Consider the following 16,800-nt stretch of genomic DNA (forward strand, 5'->3'; position numbering starts at 1 on the left):
CCATCACCTGAGCTTCACAAAATGCTGACATCCCGCTGGGCACACTGAACCTGCTCCCTATGTTCCTACAGCCCGCCGCATCGTTGCCGCGGGCTTTTCTTTTTGTGGCATGCACAGTGCCTCTGACCATGACCTGAGGCAGTTTTACCGTATCGGCCCAGGGCTATGCTTAGCCGGCGATAAGCAAGCCCATTCGGAACAGGATACGGAGGCTCGTATGAAAGCTGCTGTTGTTGCACCAGGCCGTCGCGTGGAAGTGGTGGAGAAAACCCTGCGCCCCCTCGAGCACGGTGAAGCGCTGCTGAAGATGCAATGCTGCGGTGTGTGCCACACCGACCTGCATGTGAAAAATGGCGACTTCGGTGACAAGACCGGTGTGGTGCTAGGTCACGAAGGCATCGGCGTGGTCCAGGCAGTAGGGCCAGGCGTCACCTCGCTCAAACCGGGCGACCGCGCCAGCGTGGCCTGGTTCTACCAGGGCTGCGGGCATTGCGAGTATTGCAACAGCGGCAACGAAACCCTGTGCCGCGAAGTGAAGAACTCCGGCTACACCGTGGACGGCGGCATGGCCGAAGCCTGCATCGTCAAGGCCGACTACTCGGTCAAAGTGCCCGACGGGCTCGACTCCGCTGCCGCCAGCAGTATTACCTGCGCCGGCGTCACCACCTACAAGGCGGTGAAGATCTCCAACATCCGCCCCGGCCAATGGATCGCCATCTACGGCCTCGGCGGCCTGGGCAACCTTGCCCTGCAATATGCCAAGAACGTCTTCAACGCCAAAGTGATCGCCATCGACGTCAACGAAGAGCAACTGCGCTTCGCCAGCGAGATGGGCGCTGACCTGGTCATAAACTCACGCACCGAGGATGCCGCCAAGGTCATCCAGGCCAAGACCGGTGGCGCCCATGCCGCCGTGGTTACCGCCGTTGCCAAGGCTGCCTTCAACTCGGCCGTTGACGCCCTGCGTGCGGGTGGCCGCCTGGTTGCGGTCGGCCTGCCGTCGGAAGCCATGAACCTGAACATCCCTCGCCTGGTGCTGGACGGTATCGAAGTGATCGGCTCGCTGGTCGGTACCCGCCAGGACCTGCAGGAAGCTTTCCAGTTTGCGGCGGAAGGGAAAGTGGTGCCGAAGGTGACTCTGCGACCGATCGAGGATATCAACCAGATCTTCGATGAGATGCTGGAGGGCAAGATCAAAGGGCGGATGGTGATTCAGTTCGAGGGGTGATGACCCATGTGCGCTGGCTATTGGTGCAGCGCACACTACCCTGAAATGGGCGCGCCTTAGGTCCTGGTTTCAGGTAAGCGCTATGCTTGATACACGATTTTATCCAAGTCGTGGTTTGTAGTCGGTTCGCAAGCAGAAGACTGGCTAGCACATCGGAGTGAACGTATGGGCATCCGCAGCTTGGCGAAAAACCTGCCACCCGACCCGGACAACGACGGCTGGGTACTTGGATGGGGCGTACTGAGAGACCGGCATCCCTGGCATTTCGTCGATGTGTTTGCCGACCAGAGGACCGCCAGGGCCGAGGCGGTGCGCCGCGGGGCAGGCTATGTTGTGGAGTTCGGCTCGCACCGCCTGGGATCGGATGAATTCGTTTGTGGGATATCCCCGCCTGAAGGCTAGCGTTTGAATGGGCGGAGCGGCGGGCGATGGATCCTAGGGCCGTAGGCGACAGACAGCTATCGACCCATAGCGGAAATCTGTAACCAGGGCCGCTTCGCGGCCCATCGCCGGCAAGCGCGGCTCCCACAGGTACAGCGCATGCCTGAAGGCTGGTGATATTCCTGTGGGAGCCGGCTTGCCGGCGATGAGGCCGGTACTGACTACAGAGCTTTGGATCAGTGTCCGCCGTGGGTCGAAAGCAGCCTTTCAGCATAGGTATGAACCCAACAACTTGATAGATCTGACTAGTCGACAGGGCCGACATGCCCTGGTCGGCGTTACCCCTTGGTCAGATCAACCAATGGCGTCTGCCGCACCTCGGTTTCGCGCCCACCTTGTATCTCGCCAACCTGTTTCAAGGCCTTGTCCACTGCCACCTTGTCCGCCAACAAGCTGTAGCTGATGTGGAACTGCCTGTGTTCCTTCGGCCCGATTGTCGGCACTAGGTTCAGTGGCCGCTGGTAACGGCGGTTGTAGGAAAAACTCGTCCCCGGCTCGAGCCCGGTCACATAACCCTGGCCTTGTGTATCGGTATTTTTCCACAGGGAAAATACAGGCAATGTCCGAGTATTGAAGCCGACCGAAACGCCCAGATTGCCAGCCTTGTCATGCAACACGGTCAATGTATTGCCCTGGTCATCGGCATACGGCACCACGTTGTAAACCGTTTCGTCATAGTCCTTGGTCGGCGCTCGGTAGGTTTGCCAGTCGGGCAGATCTGCCCTTGCCTTGTCGTTGAATGGCGACACTTGCTTCACTGGCGCGGCAAAACGAGCGCCCTGCTCCAGAAACGGGGTGCTGAAGTTACTGTGATAAAGCGCCTGGTATTCCTTCGGATAGTCACCGTTGTTGGTCAAGGTGTCGTTGAGGGCGAACTTCACGCTGCCGGGTTCGGTGACCAGTTCGGTCACGACGGAGAAGTCGACTTTCTTGAATGCCTGCTCTTTCAGTACACCACGCAAGGTAATGGCGTAAGGGGGCTTCTCATCAATGTGCAGGGTGACTTGGTTCGCAGGAGTGTTGGCAGCCCGACCGTGCAGGGTCAGCAGTTCGCCGTTGTCGACGCCAGGGTGGCCGACCCATTCGTAACCGCAGCGGGTGACCAGTTCATTGAAACCTTCCAGCCAGCCCAGGCCATTGCGCCCGTTGAGGTCGATGAAGGACGGGTTGACCACTTCCTTGACCGGCGAATCCCAGCCCATGCGCACATTGCCGACCGACGCCTGCAAGACGTTCATTCCACGGGTCGGCACGACCGAAAGTTTCATCGTACCGTTATCGATGTCGACGATGCTGACACCCTCTTGCCGACCGCCGTGCAAGGTGCGCAAGGTAACGCTGAAGGGCTTTTCGGTTTTTACACCAAGTTGCTGGCTGGTGATCTGCCAGTTCTGGGCGGCTTTGTCGGTGTCGAGCAGAACGTAATCCCAGGCCATGGTGTTGGAAGCCGCAGTCAGGGCGCCAAGTGCAACGAAGAATTTGAGGAGGGGCATAACAGGTTGCCTTTCTTGGAGTTGTTCCCCTTTATAGACACGAAGAAACGTTTCAGCAAGCTAGCCAAGCGATGCTTTCGATTGGCATGGGTTTCTTTAGCTATTTTCGGGGAGTAGCCTCGGCACAGTGAATCTTTCGAGCCCGATCAGGTTATCAACCTTGTGAAGGCATCAGAGAAACAGAAAAACTGCACAACTCGATAGAATTTTCATTGCCATGCCAGACGGTTTCCCTGATTTGCCCTCGCTGAACGCGTTGCGTGTTTTTGAAGTGGTGGCTCGCCGCTTGAACTTCCGTGTGGCTGCCGAGGAACTGGGTGTGACCCAGGCGGCAGTTGCCCAGCAGATACGCGGGCTGGAAGCGAGCCTGGATCTGCGTTTGTTTGAACGCCTACCCCGCGGTTTGGCGTTGACTGATGCAGGCCTGGGCTATAGCGGGAGCATTCGAAGTGCGCTGGCCATGATCGACGAGGCAACACGCCTGCTTCGGCCACAGACTTCTCACCTGACAGTCAGCGTTACACCTACCTTCGCCTCAAAATGGCTGATTCCCAGGCTCGGCAATTTTGCGCAGAGTCATCCAGACATCGATTTGCGTGTGCTGGCAACCGATCGGCTGTCGCACTTCAGCACCGATGGTGTTGATATCGCTGTCCGTTATGGCAAGCCCGAGTTCGGAGCGGGCTTGAATAGCGAACTGCTGATGGAGCAGCTAATCGTTGCGGTGGCCAGCCCAAAGCTGTTCGAAGGCAGCGAAATACCTGCAAGCTTTGCGCAATTGCAGGATTTCGTCATGTTGCACGACGCCCATAATTTCTGGCCTCAGTTCCTTGCAGAGCTGTTCCCACAACACATGCAGCCCACGGCCAGAAACCTGCGTTTCAATCAGACCTCATTAGCCATTGAAGCGGCAATCAGCGGCCAGGGCATTGCCCTGGCCAGCCCTGCGTTCATCGGTGATGACATTGCCGCAGGCCGGCTGATGCAGGTTTTTCCCCAGCAACTCAGGATCGACAAGTCGTTTTATCTGGTCTGGCCACGCAAGATGAAACAGCCGGACTCGTTGAGCGTGGTCCAACGCTGGCTCAAGCAACAAGCTGCCGATAGTTAATCTATCGTAATAGTGAAGTTTAGCTGTCTCCCTCACCAATGGGGCTGCTGCTAAGGTGAATGCACCTGAAAAATCAGCATTGAGAGATTGGAGGCAGCATGCCAGTAGAAAAAGTTGCGATTATCACGGCAGGTGGCAGCGGCATGGGCGCTGCGGCAGCACGACGCCTGGCCGCCGAAGGCTTCAAGGTTGGGATTCTCTCCTCTTCGGGCAAGGGCGAGGCGTTGGCTGCCGAACTCGGCGGTATTGGTGTAACCGGTAGCAACCAGTCGGTTGAAGACCTGCAACGCCTGGTCGACGCTGTCGTGGAGAAGTGGGGCCGTATCGATGTGCTGGTCAATAGCGCCGGCCATGGTCCACGCGCGCCAATCCTGGAAATCAGCGACGAGGATTGGCACAAGGGCATGGATACTTACCTGCTCAATGTCATTCGCCCGACTCGGCTGGTGACGCCTTACATGCAGCGTCAGAAGAGCGGAGTGATCATCAACATCTCCACTGCCTGGGCGTTCGAACCCAGCGAACTGTTTCCGACTTCTGCGGTATTCCGCTCGGGCCTTGCCGCGTTCACCAAGATCTTCGCCGACAATTTCGCCGGCGATAACGTGCGCATCAACAACGTCCTCCCTGGCTGGATCGACAGCTTGCCGAGCACCGAGCAACGCCGCGACAGCGTGCCGCTCAAGCGCTACGGCACCAGCGAAGAAATCGCTGCGACCATTGCGTTCCTTGCTAGCGAAGGCGCGGCCTACATCACTGGGCAGAACATCAGGGTCGATGGCGGCGTAACACGCAGCATTTGATCGTCCGTGGCCGCAGCACTGCTTCGCCCCAGTGCCCGCTATTCAGTGGATCGAGGCGATGCGGCTACAATTGACCCTGACTTCACACCCCGATAAGGCGGAAAACCGAGCTCCACCTTGGCGACTTCCTTCGCAGGGTTAGGCGGTTGACAGCTACCCCTTCGCGGCAGGCTTGAGTCTGAACGTAACCCCCATCCTGTTGAAAGCGTTCATTGCAGCAATCGTGGCAGTCAAATCCACCAAGTCTCGCTCGTTGAAGACCGCGGAGGCGGCAGCGTAGGCCTCGTCCGAAACATGGGTTTCTCCCACATTGGTCACCTCTTCTGCCCACTTCAATGCAGCGCGCTCTAGATCAGAGAATAAGTGTTCCGCCTCATGCCAAACCGCGACTAGCAGCACCTTGTCAACTGGCATGCGGCCTTTGATCAAGTCACGAGAGTGAAGATCGATGCAGAACGCGCAACCATTGATCTGTGATACCCGAAGGAAGACCAGATGTATCAACTCCGGAGGTAGATTCGTTCCGGTGGTTACATAGTGGTGTAAACCGGTCAGCGCTTTTGCTGCACCGGGAGACTTTTCAAACCAATTCATACGAGTCATACATACTCCATAAGCGCTTTCGTAAACACAGACGCATTTTATTGCGTACGCGGCTCGGCTCATGGGTCCAATCCGCTGTAATTTCTGGGTTCCAATAGGTGGCTAGGGCGCTTTTCTGCCTCCCTGCTTCCTTGCTATGGAGAGAACTTTCCAAAACCGTCGATCACCGCCTCACAAGCCAGGCCGGCTATTCGGCTTCTCTCAAGCGCTGCTGCGCAGCTGCCCGCCATTCGGTCAGACTCTTCAAGCAATCCCCCGAGCACCACGACGGCAGAGGTTCCTGCCTGGCGCTGCTGGGCAGCGATGGTATCGCAGGTGGCTCGGCGGCCGGCGCGCAGTCGGGCGATCTCATCGTACAGCCCGCCAGCAGCAGACTCAGCAGCAGTAGCGCGGCTGGTGACCTCTTCCAGTTTCTTGCGTGCATGCTCAAGGCCAAGCACTACATTCGCTATGTCGACGACTTCGTGCTGCTGCATGAGTCGCCGCAGCAGCTGAATGACTGGCTCCGACAGATCGAGGACTTCCTGCCCAGCCTGGGCGTCAGGTTAAACCCCTCGAAGACCATCCTGCAGCCAATTGACCGTGGCGTGGACTTCGTCGGCCATGTGATCAATCCATGGCGGCGCACCACTCGCAAGAAGTCAGTGGCGCAGGCCACGAAGCGAACGGCTGCAGTGCCAGCAGAGAACCTGCTCGAGACGGCCAACAGCTACTTCGGCCTGCTTGGTCAGGCCAGCCATAGCCTGAAGGATCGTGCAGCACTGGCCAATCTTGTGCTGCGGCGCGGGCATGTGGTCAACAGCGCATTGACCCAGACGTACCGTAAGCGATGACAGGAGCACATTTGTACTCCACTCCGCTGCAACCCCTCTCCCCTCTATTCACTGCCGCGATATCGCGGCGAGGAGAATTGTCGATAGCCATCGGCCAGTCAGTCGTCGTTATGGCTTTCTGAAACTGAATCTTTTCCTTCAGCGGCCCGTATATCGGCGAATTTGATCCACTCATCGAAGGCGATTCGGTGGGCTTTGCAGGTCTTTTCCCATTCGATCCCATTCATTCGCCCATAGGCGATCTGGTTCATCGTGGCAGCAATTTGAGCATCGAGCTCTCTGAGAAGCAGATAAGCCTGGTAATGGCTTTCCTTTGCGTTGGGCATATAGCTCACCTCACGGATGGATGACAGAGCTATCAGCTTCAACGGCTCATACGGTGGACTGCCGGTTCCCCAGTTAAATCCCATCACTTTCAAATAATTCCGATAAATCGGCAGGAGTATGTCATGCCTGAAGAAAAGCAACTGATCCAGCCGCTACAGGTGGAGCGCGATGAATACGGCTTCTGGACCCACCCGGCTTGGCCAGACGACGGCGACGAATGCGCACTTCCGTTCAGCTGGTTCGGTGACCAAGGCCTGGAGTACTGCGTGATCGAGATGGAAAACGACGGCCCGGAAGAACTGAATGCGGAATGGCTCGACGCCGGCGGCGACTATGACTGCACGCCCTGGCAGCCAAGCAAGCCGGTCGGTGATGGCTGGTTCACCTTCTCGATCCACGACACCGAAGACGGCCCTGTTTGCGTGTGGATCCGCCACAAGGTGGCGGCATGACCCGCCTCGCCCTCTGCCTCCTGCTGCTGGCCACCGGCGCCAGCGCAGCACCACAGCCCCAAGAGAACGTCATCGACGTACAGCACGAGCCCTGGCTACAGGCGTCGAATCGCTGCTGGCTGAGAACGAGGCGCTGCGCAAGAACGCCGACCGGTAACCCTTGCCTGGGTGTACGCAAGAACAAAGTAAGGGATCCATCATCCCCACATTCCAACCGTCCACCTGATTCCCGATGCTGTGCTCCCGATTTCTTTCTGGAGCCAGCCCGCCATGATGCGCCCCGACAGCAAAGTCGAAAAAGTCTACCTCTACCCCAAGCCCGTGGACTTTCGAAAGTCCATCGACGGCCTCACTGCCCTGGTCGAACTGGACATCAAGGTCGCCGTGTTCGACCCGGTACTTTTCGTCTTCCTCAATAAAGCCCGTAACCGCATCAAGGTGTTGTATTGGGAGCGCAACGGCTTCTGCCTTTGGCTCAAGCGCCTCGAAGCCGAGCGTTTCAAAACTTCACCCGACGCGACCGACGAAGCTATCGTACTGACCGTCCAGGAACTGAATTGGCTACTCGACGGTTTCGATCTCTGGCGCAACCGTCCGCATCAGGTTTTGACTCCTCGTTTCGTCGCCTGACCGGGTATAATCCGGGCCATGATTTCAGTGCCCGATAACCTTCCTGACGACCCTGCCGCGCTCAAACTACTGCTTGCGCAGTTGTTGGCCGAGCGCACGGTCGACAAAGGTCAGATCGTCGACCTTAAAGAACAGGTCAAGCTGCTGCGTGACCGATTATTCAATCGCAAGTCCGAGCAAACCGTCGAGTCCAACACGCCCCAACTGGCGTTGTTCAATGAACCCGAAAGTCAGTGGGTACCTACCGCTGATGATGCCGACGAAGAAGTTGTTGCGCCAAGCAAGCAGCGCGGCAAACGCAAGCCACTGTCGGCTGACCTGCCACGCATTGAAGTCATTCATGACTTGCCCGAGCACGAACTGACTTGCGCCTGTGGTTGCCGCAAACACGTGGTTGGCGAGCAAACCAGCGAACAACTCGACATCGTGCCGATGCAGATCCGTGTGCTTAAACACGTACGCAAAATCTATGGCTGCCGTGGCTGCGAAACCGCGCCGGTCACCGCTGACAAGCCGGCCCAATTGATTGAAAAGAGCATGGCCAGTCCCAGCGTGCTGGCGATGTTGCTAACCACCAAGTACGTCGATGGCCTGCCGCTGCACCGCTTCGAAACGGTGCTGAACCGACATGGTATCGAGATCCCCCGGCAAACCCTGGCCCGCTGGGTCATCCAGTGCAGCGAACACTTTCAGCCACTGCTGAACCTGATGCGTGACCGCCTGCTGGAAAGCCCGGTGATCCATTGCGATGAAACTCGCGTGCAGGTGCTCAAAGAGCCGGATCGTGATCCGACCAGTCAATCCTGGATGTGGGTGCAGGCCAGTGGCCCGCCTGATCGACAAGTCGTGCTGTTCGATTACACCACCAGCCGCGCGCAGGAGGTGCCGCTGCGCCTGCTGGAGGGCTATCGCGGTTACGTGATGACCGATGATTACGCCGGTTACAACGCGTTGGCGCTACAGCCGGGCGTTGAACGACTGGCGTGCATGGCGCATGTCCGGCGTAAATTCGTCGAAGCGCAGAAGGTGCAGCCTAAGGGCAAGACCGGTCGCGCCGATGTTGCGCTGACGATGATCAACAAACTGTATGGCATCGAACGCGACCTCAAGGATGCCAGCGATGAACAGCGATTCATCGGTCGTCAGGAACGAAGCCTGCCGATCCTTGAGCAGTTGAAAAGTTGGCTCGACAAGACGCACTCACAGGTGACACCGCAAAGCGTACTGGGCAAGGCGGTGCTTTACCTGGCAAACAACTGGAACCGCTTGGAGCGGTATGTCGAGGCGGGCCACCTGCCGATCGACAACAACCTGGCAGAGCGGGCCATAAAGCCGTTTGTGATCGGGCGCAAAGCTTGGCTGTTCAGTGACACGCCCAAGGGAGCCACGGCTAGCGCGCAGATCTACAGCTTGGTCGAAACCGCCAAGGTCAACGGCCAAGAGCCCTATACGTGGCTGCGCCACGTCCTGGAGCGACTGCCGCACGCCTCATCGGTAGCAGCCTACGAAGCGCTGCTGCCATGGAACTGTTCGCCAGAGATGCCACGGTAACCTTGGCTTCCACCTTGTGGTAGGTGGGGTTTATGGATCGGTTACGCTAAAGGTGCGATCCGCTTCCGCTCTTTAATCGACTTCACATACAGCCTTGTAAATGCAATAGCACCAGAAAAGTATGATGAAATAATTACAGCAGATAAATCCTGGCAGGAAATACTAACCGAACTCGGAATCAGCAAACTTATTGAGCCGGACCGCAGCAGGGATCGCCACTCGAATAGTGCAATCCTACTACATACCGACGGAACATATTATGGTGCACGCATCCCACTATTCCGACTTTATAGATTCGCAGAGGAATGGAATGATTTTAAAGAACTAGGTGACGATGCCAAAACCGCGATTATTAGTGCGATTATCGACAGCCGGAACGGAAGAGCCTTACAGCTAGTCACTCATTTCAACGAGCCCTATATTGAGGCCGCCGCCCTACCCGAAGACCCCATCGAAGGTGGCGAAAGCATCACTTTTGCCGAGTACATGAGGCGAGCAGAATCACAGAAGAAATTAATAGAAGTCTCGCTAAATGACTTTATATCATCCGACCCTCATCTCTCGTCCCTAGATGTCAAAGTTCGGGTTAGAAACGACGACATAGTTATCGAAAAGCGATCAGGCGACACCGTACGCAGTTACATGATTAGGTACAAACGAGACGATGAAAATCTGGATGACGTCATACATCTGCTTAAAGGCAGATTGAAATTCATTCTAAACTCTGAATAAACTGGCTCTTCGCATTTAAGGGTGTAGAAAAAATCTGACCGGCTGGAAAAGGAGTCGAGGATCTTAGAAAATGTAAGCTCTCACACCAACAAAAACTAAGCCCCCGACGTGAACAATCTTACCTTTTCTAGCCCTGATCTTTCCAGCTTTTGCCAACTGAATAACCTCGGCCTGACTGCCACTGGACAACATCTTTGTGCAGAGCGCGCCGTCATCGAATGTCGTTTAACCAAAGCACCCGAGCCATGCCCCAAGTGCGGGGCTGCTGGTGTTTCACGCGGTACTGTCGATAGGCATCTTGCTCACACACCTTACGGACAACGACCAACCAGATTGCTGCTGCGTATCCGTCGCTGGCGTTGTGCTTGCGGCTGTTTCTGGCATGAAGATACAAACAGTGCAGCACCTCCACGTTCAAAGCTTTCATATGGGGCGATACGCTGGGCATTAGCTGCCATCGTGCTGGATCATCTGTCGGTATCTCGTGTTGCGAGCCAGCTTGATGTTGCATGGCACACCGCTAATAATGCCATTATCAACGAAGGACGGCGCCTGCTTTTTAATGACTCGACACGTTTTGACGGTGTGACCGTGCTGGGCGTGGATGAGCATGTTTGGCGACATACACGCTGTGGTGACAAGTACGTCACCATCGTGGTTGACCTTACGCCCGTGCGTAACAAAAACGGGCCGGCCCGCTTGCTCGATGTGCTGGAAGGCCGCTCCAAACAAGCCTTTAAGCAATGGCTACAGAGTCGCCCCAAATCGTGGCGTGACCAGATCGAAAGCATTGCCATGGACGGTTTTACGGGGTTTAAATCTGCAGCGCAAGAAGCCCTGCCTCAAGCCCAAACCGTGCTGGATCCTTTCCATGTCGTGCGCTGGGCAAGCAACATGCTGGATGAATGCCGCCGGCGTGTGCAACACGACATCCTGGGCCGCAGAGGGCGTAAAAATGACCCGCTCTACAAAAGCCGTCGAACGCTACTGACTCGGATCAGCTACCTGTCTGACGCCAACAAAAAGCAACTGTTCCAGCTGTTTGCAGATGAGCACCACCTCGAAGTGGATTGCACCTGGAGCATGTACCAACGGGTGGTCAGCGCCTACAACGAGCCGGATCGAAAACGTGGTAAAAAACTCATGGAAGAGGTCATAAATATCATTACAGCCAGCGACTTGCCCAAAGCGCTCATCGAGGTGAAAGGCTTGGGGGAAACGCTGAAAAAATACGCTGAGAGCATCCTTGCCTACTTCGACCGGCCAGGAACCAGCAACGGTCCAACAGAAGCTATCAACGGGCGACTTGAGCACTTACGAGGTACCGCCTTGGGCTTTAGAAATTTAACCAATTACATAGCCAGGTGCTTGCTGAAGTCAGGAGGGTTTAGAAATCAGCTACACCCTTAAATGCGAAGAGCCAATAAACTCAGCCGCGCCGTGGGGCCGCCGACACGGATGCTCAACGTCCACTGGCTGCGGTCGTCTTCCCAGCGGCCGGCCACCGCGTCGCGCACCTGGCGGGTGCTGGCCAGCACCCGCAGTGTGTTCACATCCACCGCCGGGCCTACTGGGCGCGCCCCAGTTCCTGCAGGCGCGCCGTGGCGAAACGCTCGATCAACAGGTACAGGCGCTCGATCTGATCGACCTCCAGCGCGCTGAGTAAACTCCAGGGCTTCCGCCATGCCCTCGGCGCGCGCCTGAGCGATCAGGCAGTCGGTCATATCGATTTCCGTCAGGCGCTTGCGCAACACCCTGTGGTAGGCCGGCGGCAAGACCAGCCCGAGCCTGAACTCACCGGCGTTACGCATAACAGTTCCCCTGTATCGCATGCGACACGGCGGCAATCTCGAAATAGTCGCCGCTCTCGGCAACCGCCTGCACCGCTCCGGCCAGTACGGTGCCGTCGGGGAGCACCAGGGTGGCCAGGCCGACGCCCGGGGCCAGTAGCAGGGCCACCCCCAATTGACGGTCGACCAGTACCGACACCGGCCCGCCAACGCTGGGCCGGCTCACCACCACCTCAACGCCCGGGCGCCGCGCCGTAGGTCAGGGTCAGGTCGGCCCGGCCCCGGCAGGACAGCGCGCCGGTCGTCATTCGGGTTGGACCTGAGCCAAAGCCGTCATTAGTGCCTCGTGCTGCTTATGGCTGATCAGGCCCAGGACGCCCCCGGCGGTAAGGATACCCATGGCAAAGCCGTAATTGATGCCGCGCACGTATTCGCTGGACTCAGCGCCCCCATGCAGTTCGAGCAGTGCCGCGCCCAGGATCTGGCGGAAATCGTCGGTAGTGTTCTGCAGGGCGACCTGCAGGTCATCGGGCAGCAAGGCCAGGCCGCCGGCGTTGCGCCGTTCCAGGCGGGCGAGGAGGTCGACAGTTTCTTTGCTCATGGGGTGTTCCTGATATGAGGGGGTGGGGTATGCCGAAATTACTGTAGTGGTTTTGGTCGCCCAAATCGTTGTTTTAGGGTGACGCGGAGCAAAAAAAGCCCCCGCACCGTTCGGTATGGAGGCCTCGATTGAACGGAAAATCCGTTACGGACACTTGGCCTCTACGCGGCCGGCTCCTGCAGCACCAACGTGCACTGGGTCAGTTCGCCGGGCGGGTCATTACGGGTAATGGTCAGGCCTTCCAGCTTGCCGGCCACTTCACCGTTGTAATGGAACACGTCGCCTTCGATGGACCCGACTTCCCAAGTACCTTCGAAATAGCGGCCCTTGCGCAGCTCGCCCAGCTTGATGCCCTCCGGGTCGAGAAAATCGTAATGGGCTTGAGGATCGTATTGGCTCACGGGTCTTGCTCCTTGCAGGGCGGGGTGATGGCCCAGTGTAATCATTTCCTAAAAAGAGTCGAGTCGGCCTCGATGGTAGAATGATTCGGCTCAGAACTGGCCTGTTCATTTAGAACAAACCGCCAAGCGAGGAAGGCTGCCAGTTCATGATTACCAATTCGCCGGTCACCTCGGCCTTGCACTGCCGCTGATTGGTGGTGCAGTAGCGGATGTCCAAGCACTCAAAGTGGAATCCGTCGAAGACGCGTCGGATATCCGGGTGGTCATTGATGCTGACCATCACCCTGCCCTTGCAGTGGCGCATGAAGTCGGCCATACGCTCGTACTCCTCGAAGGGGAAATCCACGCCGTAGCCGGCGGTCTGCCAGTAAGGCGGGTCCATGTAGAAGAACGTGTGCGCTCGATCATAGCGTTCGGCGCAAGCGAGCCAGGACAAGTTCTCGACGTAGGTGCCGGCGAGGCGCTGCCACGCAGCCGACAAATTCTCTTCGATGCGCAGCAGGTTGATGGCCGGCCCAGTGGTGGCGGTACCGAATGTCTGTCCGGTGACCTTGCCACCGAAGGCGTGCTGCTGCAGGTAGAAGAACCGAGCGGCGCGCTGGATGTCGGTGAGGGTCTCGGGGCGCGTCATCTTCTGCCACTCGAAGATCTGGCGTGAGCTGAGCGCCCACTTGAACTGGCGAACGAACTCCTCCAAGTGGTTCTGCACAACGCGGTAGAGGGTGACCAGGTCACCGTTGAGATCGTTCAGGACCTCCACCGGCGCGGGCTGGGGACGCATGAAGAACAACGCGGCACCGCCGGCGAAGACTTCGACATAGCATTCATGCGGGGGAAAGAGAGGGATCAAGCGGTCGGCCAGGCGGCGTTTGCCACCCATCCAGGGAATGATAGGAGAGGTCATAGGTATGCAAGTCTTTACTGTATGGATAATCAGGTGTTAGGCTCGCCGCGCTTTGTGCACAAGGCAGAGGCTGCGGCTGGACTTGCAGGAAGGGTCTGCGGGTTCGGCGGGCCGGGCTGGATGTTGGCGCATTCACCCGGCTCGCCTCTTTTCATTTTGTGACTGTGCGGACGTAGGCCTGGCAGGCCTTCAGTGCGATCAGTCCTCGGTCACCGTCGTCGGTGATGCCGACAATTCGTTGAGCATGCGCTGGGTCAAGTTGGGCGCGAACGGCTCCATGAACCACGCCTCCGGTGCCGGCGGCTTCTCGCACCCCACGGTCACTACCCGGGGCGGCAAAGGTTCCGGCGTCGACAAGGACTGACAGCCGCAAATCAGCAGTAGCCAGCCTGTCACGCAGGCGAGCTTGAATCTGTTGTGCATCGTTCATCTCCTTCCAATGTGTTTTGCCCTGCTCCTGCAGGCGTTCCTCCAGGTCTTTGCGCTGACTTTTCTGTTCAGCCAACTGCTCCAGGGCTGCAGCTGCAGCTTCCTCACGCTCAGCGGGGCATAGAGCGCATTGAGGTGAAAACTCACCGTCTCGCCATCACCCTGCGCATGAGCGCGCCATTCGCCTTGAGCCAGCATTTCGGCTTTGTGGTGCTCCTCGATGAGCACATCACAGTCAGGCCCAGCGCATTGGTAGTGCGCGGTGCTGAAATCGGCCGAGTACAACAGCCGATCCCACGTCAGCACCTGCATGTGCCCACAGGTTGGGCAAGGCACGTAGTAGTGCCGCTGATCCCCCATCATGTAAAGGTCATCGATTCGCGACATACCCTTGATGAGCGGAGAGCTGGAAAAGTAGAACTTGGCGTTGCGGCCAAACGTACTGCCCCGGGCCTCGGCCAGCTTAATCGGATCACCTTCCTGGTTAACGTCCACCTCCCAGCGATCAACCTCATCGCCATACACATACCGAGCCGAAAGCTCAGATAGGTTGGCTGCCGAACCGGCTGTAGTGGCAAACAATGCACCACCATCGAATTCCTTGGTGTCCAAGGTATTACGGGAGTCTCTGGAACGAACCGACGCCACACGCGCTTTCAGTTCTGGTACTGAATCAATGGTCTTGCCAATCCGTGAAGACACCCGCTTCGCCAAGCCCCCGGTGGGCAGTAGCGTCAAGATGTTGGCCGGCGCCATGTGGATCAGCGCCCCGATCCAGTTCAGGGCGATCTGCGTTTTCATCAGCTGCGAGGCGATTTTGGTCACCACCCGCTTGCACGGGTGAGCGGGTGACAGGCAACGCATAGGTTCTCGGGCATACGGCGTACGCGCGGTGCGGTATTTGCCAGGCTCAGCGGCACCGGTACCACGCGGGATTCGCATGTACTCATCTGCCCACTCGTCGACCCATAGATCAGGGTCGGGCGTCAGCCCCCGGCAAAACGCTTCGCGGTACACCTCTGCACCGTCTGCGTATCCGGTGGACATAGGCTCAGCTCTGTTTAGTGGATTGTTTCTGGCCAATGGCCTGTTCAAGGTCGGAGCTGTTCATGTTGGAGGCTTCGGTGAACACCCGACGAAAAGTGTCAGTGAGGTGCCTCTCGACTTCCCACAGGAAGGCATCGAACAAGGACCTGCCGCCTCGGATGCTGCGGCGAGTTCGCAAGCTGAAGAGCGGCAAATTGTGGGTCGGGTACTACTACAACGGGCGGGATGCAGACGGAAATCGGCAGGAAATTCCACTGGGGACCGACCTCGCCGAGGCCAAGCTCGAGTGGGCACGCCTGGAGCACAAGGCAGCTCCGAAGGTGATGGCAACGATGGGTGAGCTATTCGACCGGTACGAGCGTGACATCATTCCGGCAAAGGCGCCACGCACCCAGAAAGACAACAAATACGAGCTTGAGCGTCTGCGCACGGCGTTTGCCGACGCTCCCATCGAGGCCATCACGCCGCCGATCGTCGCACAGTATCGGGATGCCCGCACCGCGAAAACCAGGGCAAACCGGGAAATCGCGCTGCTTTCACACGTATTTACCGTTGCCATGGAGTGGGGATTCGCAGATCGAAATCCGTGCCTGGCGGTTCGTCGCAACAAGGAAAAGGTACGCGACTTCTACGCTGCCGACGATGTCTGGGACGCAGTGTACTCGGAGGCCGACCAAGGCCTGAAGGATGCCATGGACCTCGCCTACTTGGCCGGCCAGCGCCCAGCCGACACGTTGAAGTTCAGCACCGTCGACCTCGACGAGGACTACCTGTGGGTCGGCCAGAACAAGACTGACAAGAAGCTTCGCATCCGCCGGCACATCAATGGCGAGTCGACCGGCCTGGGCCTGTTCATCGAAGCGCTCCTGGAGAGACGCAAGCTGCAAGGCGTGCGCAACTCACGCCTCATCACCAACGACTCCGGCCTGCGCATGAGCTGGGAAATGCTGAGGAATCGCTTCAGTGAGGCGCGTGACAAGGCGGCACGCAAGCTGATCGCCGATGGCAACACAGACCTGGCCACCAAAGTTCGGCAGTTCCAGTTCCGCGATATCCGACCGAAGGCGGCATCGGAGATTGAGGACATTAGCCACGCCAGCCGGCTGCTCGGACATTCCAAGGAGGAGATTACAAAACGCGTTTATCGCCGCGTCGGTGAGGTGGTCAGCCCGACCAAATAGTGGGCAGATGCGGAAACGATGCCCGATAATGCGGAAATGATCGGCGTTTCTAGACCACAAAGAAAAACCCCGCAGACGTTAATCTGCGGGGCTTTCGAATGGTGGAGGCCGAGGTCGGAATCGAACCGGCGTAGACGGATTTGCAATCCGGAGCATAACCACTTTGCTACTCGGCCTCAAAGGTCGGATCTAGCAGCTTGCGCTTCGCTATCTCCTTGAAACGCTGAACCTTTTTCAAAGTTT

At 57.7% G+C, this 16,800-nt stretch carries 17 protein-coding genes, 1 tRNA gene and 4 pseudogenes; 10 read left to right on the forward strand and 12 right to left on the reverse strand.

What is annotated here, in order from left to right; genetic code table 11:
• The first annotated feature begins 217 nt into the window (after nucleotides 1-217).
• Together adhP and KDB76_RS18655 are read left to right on the forward strand one after the other, a co-directional pair.
• On the forward strand, nucleotides 218-1,228 hold the full coding sequence (gene adhP, locus KDB76_RS18650; protein WP_013973198.1) for an alcohol dehydrogenase AdhP: 1,011 nt from the start codon (nucleotides 218-220) through the stop codon (nucleotides 1,226-1,228).
• A 165-nt stretch (nucleotides 1,229-1,393) separates the two neighbouring features.
• Nucleotides 1,394-1,630: a hypothetical protein gene (locus tag KDB76_RS18655; RefSeq protein WP_013973199.1), complete on the forward strand. Its 237-nt coding sequence runs from the start codon at nucleotides 1,394-1,396 to the stop codon at nucleotides 1,628-1,630.
• 317 nt (nucleotides 1,631-1,947) lie between these two features.
• Here the strand turns inward: KDB76_RS18655 and KDB76_RS18660 are convergent, their stop codons facing one another.
• Nucleotides 1,948-3,162 carry an aldose 1-epimerase family protein gene (locus KDB76_RS18660; protein WP_013973200.1) on the reverse strand — a complete coding sequence of 405 codons (1,215 nt, stop codon included), beginning with the start codon at nucleotides 3,160-3,162 and terminating at the stop codon, nucleotides 1,948-1,950.
• A gap of 217 nt (nucleotides 3,163-3,379) precedes the next feature.
• On the opposite strand from KDB76_RS18660, the gene KDB76_RS18665 reads away from it, so the two are divergent.
• Both KDB76_RS18665 and KDB76_RS18670 read left to right on the forward strand, forming a co-directional pair.
• Nucleotides 3,380-4,273 (forward strand): LysR substrate-binding domain-containing protein, encoded by an 894-nt coding sequence (locus KDB76_RS18665; RefSeq protein WP_038409939.1) that lies wholly within the window; start codon nucleotides 3,380-3,382, stop codon nucleotides 4,271-4,273.
• Nucleotides 4,274-4,371: 98 nt separating this feature from the next.
• Entirely contained in the window at nucleotides 4,372-5,076 is a 705-nt protein-coding gene (locus KDB76_RS18670; protein WP_013973202.1) for an SDR family oxidoreductase, read from the forward strand.
• A gap of 153 nt (nucleotides 5,077-5,229) precedes the next feature.
• Here KDB76_RS18670 and KDB76_RS18675 read toward each other — a convergent pair whose 3' ends face one another.
• Nucleotides 5,230-5,679 carry a carboxymuconolactone decarboxylase family protein gene (locus KDB76_RS18675; protein WP_013973203.1) on the reverse strand — a complete coding sequence of 150 codons (450 nt, stop codon included), beginning with the start codon at nucleotides 5,677-5,679 and terminating at the stop codon, nucleotides 5,230-5,232.
• Between the two features lie 134 nt (nucleotides 5,680-5,813).
• Nucleotides 5,814-6,101 (reverse strand): annotated as a pseudogene (locus KDB76_RS18680) (DUF2514 family protein); the annotation flags it as partial.
• 3 nt (nucleotides 6,102-6,104) lie between these two features.
• On the opposite strand from KDB76_RS18680, the pseudogene KDB76_RS18685 reads away from it, so the two are divergent.
• Nucleotides 6,105-6,512 (forward strand): annotated as a pseudogene (locus tag KDB76_RS18685) (RNA-directed DNA polymerase); the annotation flags it as partial.
• A 98-nt stretch (nucleotides 6,513-6,610) separates the two neighbouring features.
• Here KDB76_RS18685 and KDB76_RS18690 read toward each other — a convergent pair.
• The gene (locus KDB76_RS18690) at nucleotides 6,611-6,838 is read right to left on the reverse strand and encodes a hypothetical protein (RefSeq protein WP_023662810.1); all 228 of its coding nucleotides are present in this window, start codon (nucleotides 6,836-6,838) and stop codon (nucleotides 6,611-6,613) included.
• A 123-nt stretch (nucleotides 6,839-6,961) separates the two neighbouring features.
• Between KDB76_RS18690 and KDB76_RS18695 the strand changes: the two genes are divergently transcribed.
• The 4 genes from KDB76_RS18695 (at nucleotide 6,962) to KDB76_RS18710 (ending at nucleotide 11,614) form a co-directional block, all read left to right on the forward strand.
• Entirely contained in the window at nucleotides 6,962-7,291 is a 330-nt protein-coding gene (locus KDB76_RS18695) for a hypothetical protein (protein ID WP_023662811.1), read from the forward strand.
• 270 nt (nucleotides 7,292-7,561) lie between these two features.
• On the forward strand, nucleotides 7,562-7,921 hold the full coding sequence (gene tnpB / locus KDB76_RS18700) for an IS66 family insertion sequence element accessory protein TnpB (RefSeq protein WP_009687920.1): 360 nt from the start codon (nucleotides 7,562-7,564) through the stop codon (nucleotides 7,919-7,921).
• Nucleotides 7,922-7,939: 18 nt separating this feature from the next.
• A complete protein-coding gene (locus KDB76_RS18705; protein ID WP_013971142.1) occupies nucleotides 7,940-9,472 on the forward strand; it encodes an IS66-like element ISPpu15 family transposase in 1,533 nt (510 codons plus the stop codon).
• Nucleotides 9,473-10,312: 840 nt separating this feature from the next.
• Nucleotides 10,313-11,614, forward strand: a complete 1,302-nt coding sequence (locus KDB76_RS18710; protein WP_011920678.1) for an ISL3-like element IS1411 family transposase — start codon at nucleotides 10,313-10,315, stop codon at nucleotides 11,612-11,614.
• On the opposite strand, the gene KDB76_RS29910 is transcribed toward KDB76_RS18710, so the two are convergent.
• From KDB76_RS29910 to KDB76_RS18750, 7 genes and pseudogenes are all read right to left on the reverse strand, one after another.
• Complete coding sequence (locus KDB76_RS29910) at nucleotides 11,611-12,015, reverse strand: hypothetical protein (protein WP_235208013.1); 405 nt, start codon at nucleotides 12,013-12,015, stop codon at nucleotides 11,611-11,613. The two genes, KDB76_RS18710 and KDB76_RS29910, sit on opposite strands and share 4 nt — an antisense overlap.
• Nucleotides 12,008-12,220, reverse strand: coding sequence for a hypothetical protein (locus tag KDB76_RS18725; protein WP_038409946.1), 213 nt, complete (start codon nucleotides 12,218-12,220; stop codon nucleotides 12,008-12,010). The genes KDB76_RS29910 and KDB76_RS18725 overlap by 8 nt, the downstream gene beginning before the upstream one ends.
• A 78-nt stretch (nucleotides 12,221-12,298) precedes the next feature.
• A complete protein-coding gene (locus tag KDB76_RS18730) occupies nucleotides 12,299-12,595 on the reverse strand; it encodes a hypothetical protein (protein ID WP_038409947.1) in 297 nt (98 codons plus the stop codon).
• A gap of 161 nt (nucleotides 12,596-12,756) precedes the next feature.
• The gene (locus KDB76_RS18735; protein ID WP_038409948.1) at nucleotides 12,757-12,996 is read right to left on the reverse strand and encodes a hypothetical protein; all 240 of its coding nucleotides are present in this window, start codon (nucleotides 12,994-12,996) and stop codon (nucleotides 12,757-12,759) included.
• 109 nt (nucleotides 12,997-13,105) lie between these two features.
• Nucleotides 13,106-13,900 (reverse strand): DNA adenine methylase, encoded by a 795-nt coding sequence (locus tag KDB76_RS18740; RefSeq protein WP_038409949.1) that lies wholly within the window; start codon nucleotides 13,898-13,900, stop codon nucleotides 13,106-13,108.
• Between the two features lie 151 nt (nucleotides 13,901-14,051).
• Nucleotides 14,052-14,441: pseudogene (locus KDB76_RS18745) on the reverse strand (lysis system i-spanin subunit Rz); the annotation flags it as partial.
• Nucleotides 14,363-15,376 (reverse strand): annotated as a pseudogene (locus KDB76_RS18750) (phage terminase large subunit family protein); the annotation flags it as partial. The pseudogenes KDB76_RS18745 and KDB76_RS18750, both read right to left, overlap by 79 nt.
• Before the next feature lie 158 nt (nucleotides 15,377-15,534).
• Between KDB76_RS18750 and KDB76_RS18755 the strand changes: the two are divergent.
• Nucleotides 15,535-16,557, forward strand: coding sequence for a tyrosine-type recombinase/integrase (locus tag KDB76_RS18755; RefSeq protein ID WP_049870829.1), 1,023 nt, complete (start codon nucleotides 15,535-15,537; stop codon nucleotides 16,555-16,557).
• A gap of 102 nt (nucleotides 16,558-16,659) precedes the next feature.
• Here KDB76_RS18755 and KDB76_RS18760 read toward each other — a convergent pair.
• Nucleotides 16,660-16,733, reverse strand: a tRNA-Cys gene (locus tag KDB76_RS18760).
• Nucleotides 16,734-16,800 lie beyond the last annotated feature (67 nt).

The sequence above is a fragment of the Pseudomonas sp. JS425 genome (assembly GCF_018223845.1).
GTDB classification, from domain to species: Bacteria; Pseudomonadota; Gammaproteobacteria; order Pseudomonadales; family Pseudomonadaceae; genus Aquipseudomonas; species Aquipseudomonas asiatica.

Bases quoted from the DNA above. Each gene is read 5' to 3' on its own strand.
- KDB76_RS18665 (WP_038409939.1), top strand. From the start codon at position 3,380: ATGCCAGACGGTTTCCCTGATTTGCCCTCGCTGAACGCGTTGCGTGTT.
- KDB76_RS18740 (WP_038409949.1), bottom strand. From the start codon at position 13,900: ATGACCTCTCCTATCATTCCCTGGATGGGTGGCAAACGCCGCCTGGCC.
- KDB76_RS18660 (WP_013973200.1), bottom strand. From the start codon at position 3,162: ATGCCCCTCCTCAAATTCTTCGTTGCACTTGGCGCCCTGACTGCGGCT.
- KDB76_RS29910 (WP_235208013.1), bottom strand. From the start codon at position 12,015: ATGCGTAACGCCGGTGAGTTCAGGCTCGGGCTGGTCTTGCCGCCGGCC.
- KDB76_RS18695 (WP_023662811.1), top strand. From the start codon at position 6,962: ATGCCTGAAGAAAAGCAACTGATCCAGCCGCTACAGGTGGAGCGCGAT.
- KDB76_RS18755 (WP_049870829.1), top strand. From the start codon at position 15,535: ATGCTGCGGCGAGTTCGCAAGCTGAAGAGCGGCAAATTGTGGGTCGGG.
- KDB76_RS18675 (WP_013973203.1), bottom strand. From the start codon at position 5,679: ATGACTCGTATGAATTGGTTTGAAAAGTCTCCCGGTGCAGCAAAAGCG.
- adhP (WP_013973198.1), top strand. From the start codon at position 218: ATGAAAGCTGCTGTTGTTGCACCAGGCCGTCGCGTGGAAGTGGTGGAG.
- KDB76_RS18705 (WP_013971142.1), top strand. From the start codon at position 7,940: ATGATTTCAGTGCCCGATAACCTTCCTGACGACCCTGCCGCGCTCAAA.
- KDB76_RS18655 (WP_013973199.1), top strand. From the start codon at position 1,394: ATGGGCATCCGCAGCTTGGCGAAAAACCTGCCACCCGACCCGGACAAC.
- KDB76_RS18670 (WP_013973202.1), top strand. From the start codon at position 4,372: ATGCCAGTAGAAAAAGTTGCGATTATCACGGCAGGTGGCAGCGGCATG.
- KDB76_RS18690 (WP_023662810.1), bottom strand. From the start codon at position 6,838: ATGCCCAACGCAAAGGAAAGCCATTACCAGGCTTATCTGCTTCTCAGA.
- KDB76_RS18730 (WP_038409947.1), bottom strand. From the start codon at position 12,595: ATGAGCAAAGAAACTGTCGACCTCCTCGCCCGCCTGGAACGGCGCAAC.
- tnpB (WP_009687920.1), top strand. From the start codon at position 7,562: ATGATGCGCCCCGACAGCAAAGTCGAAAAAGTCTACCTCTACCCCAAG.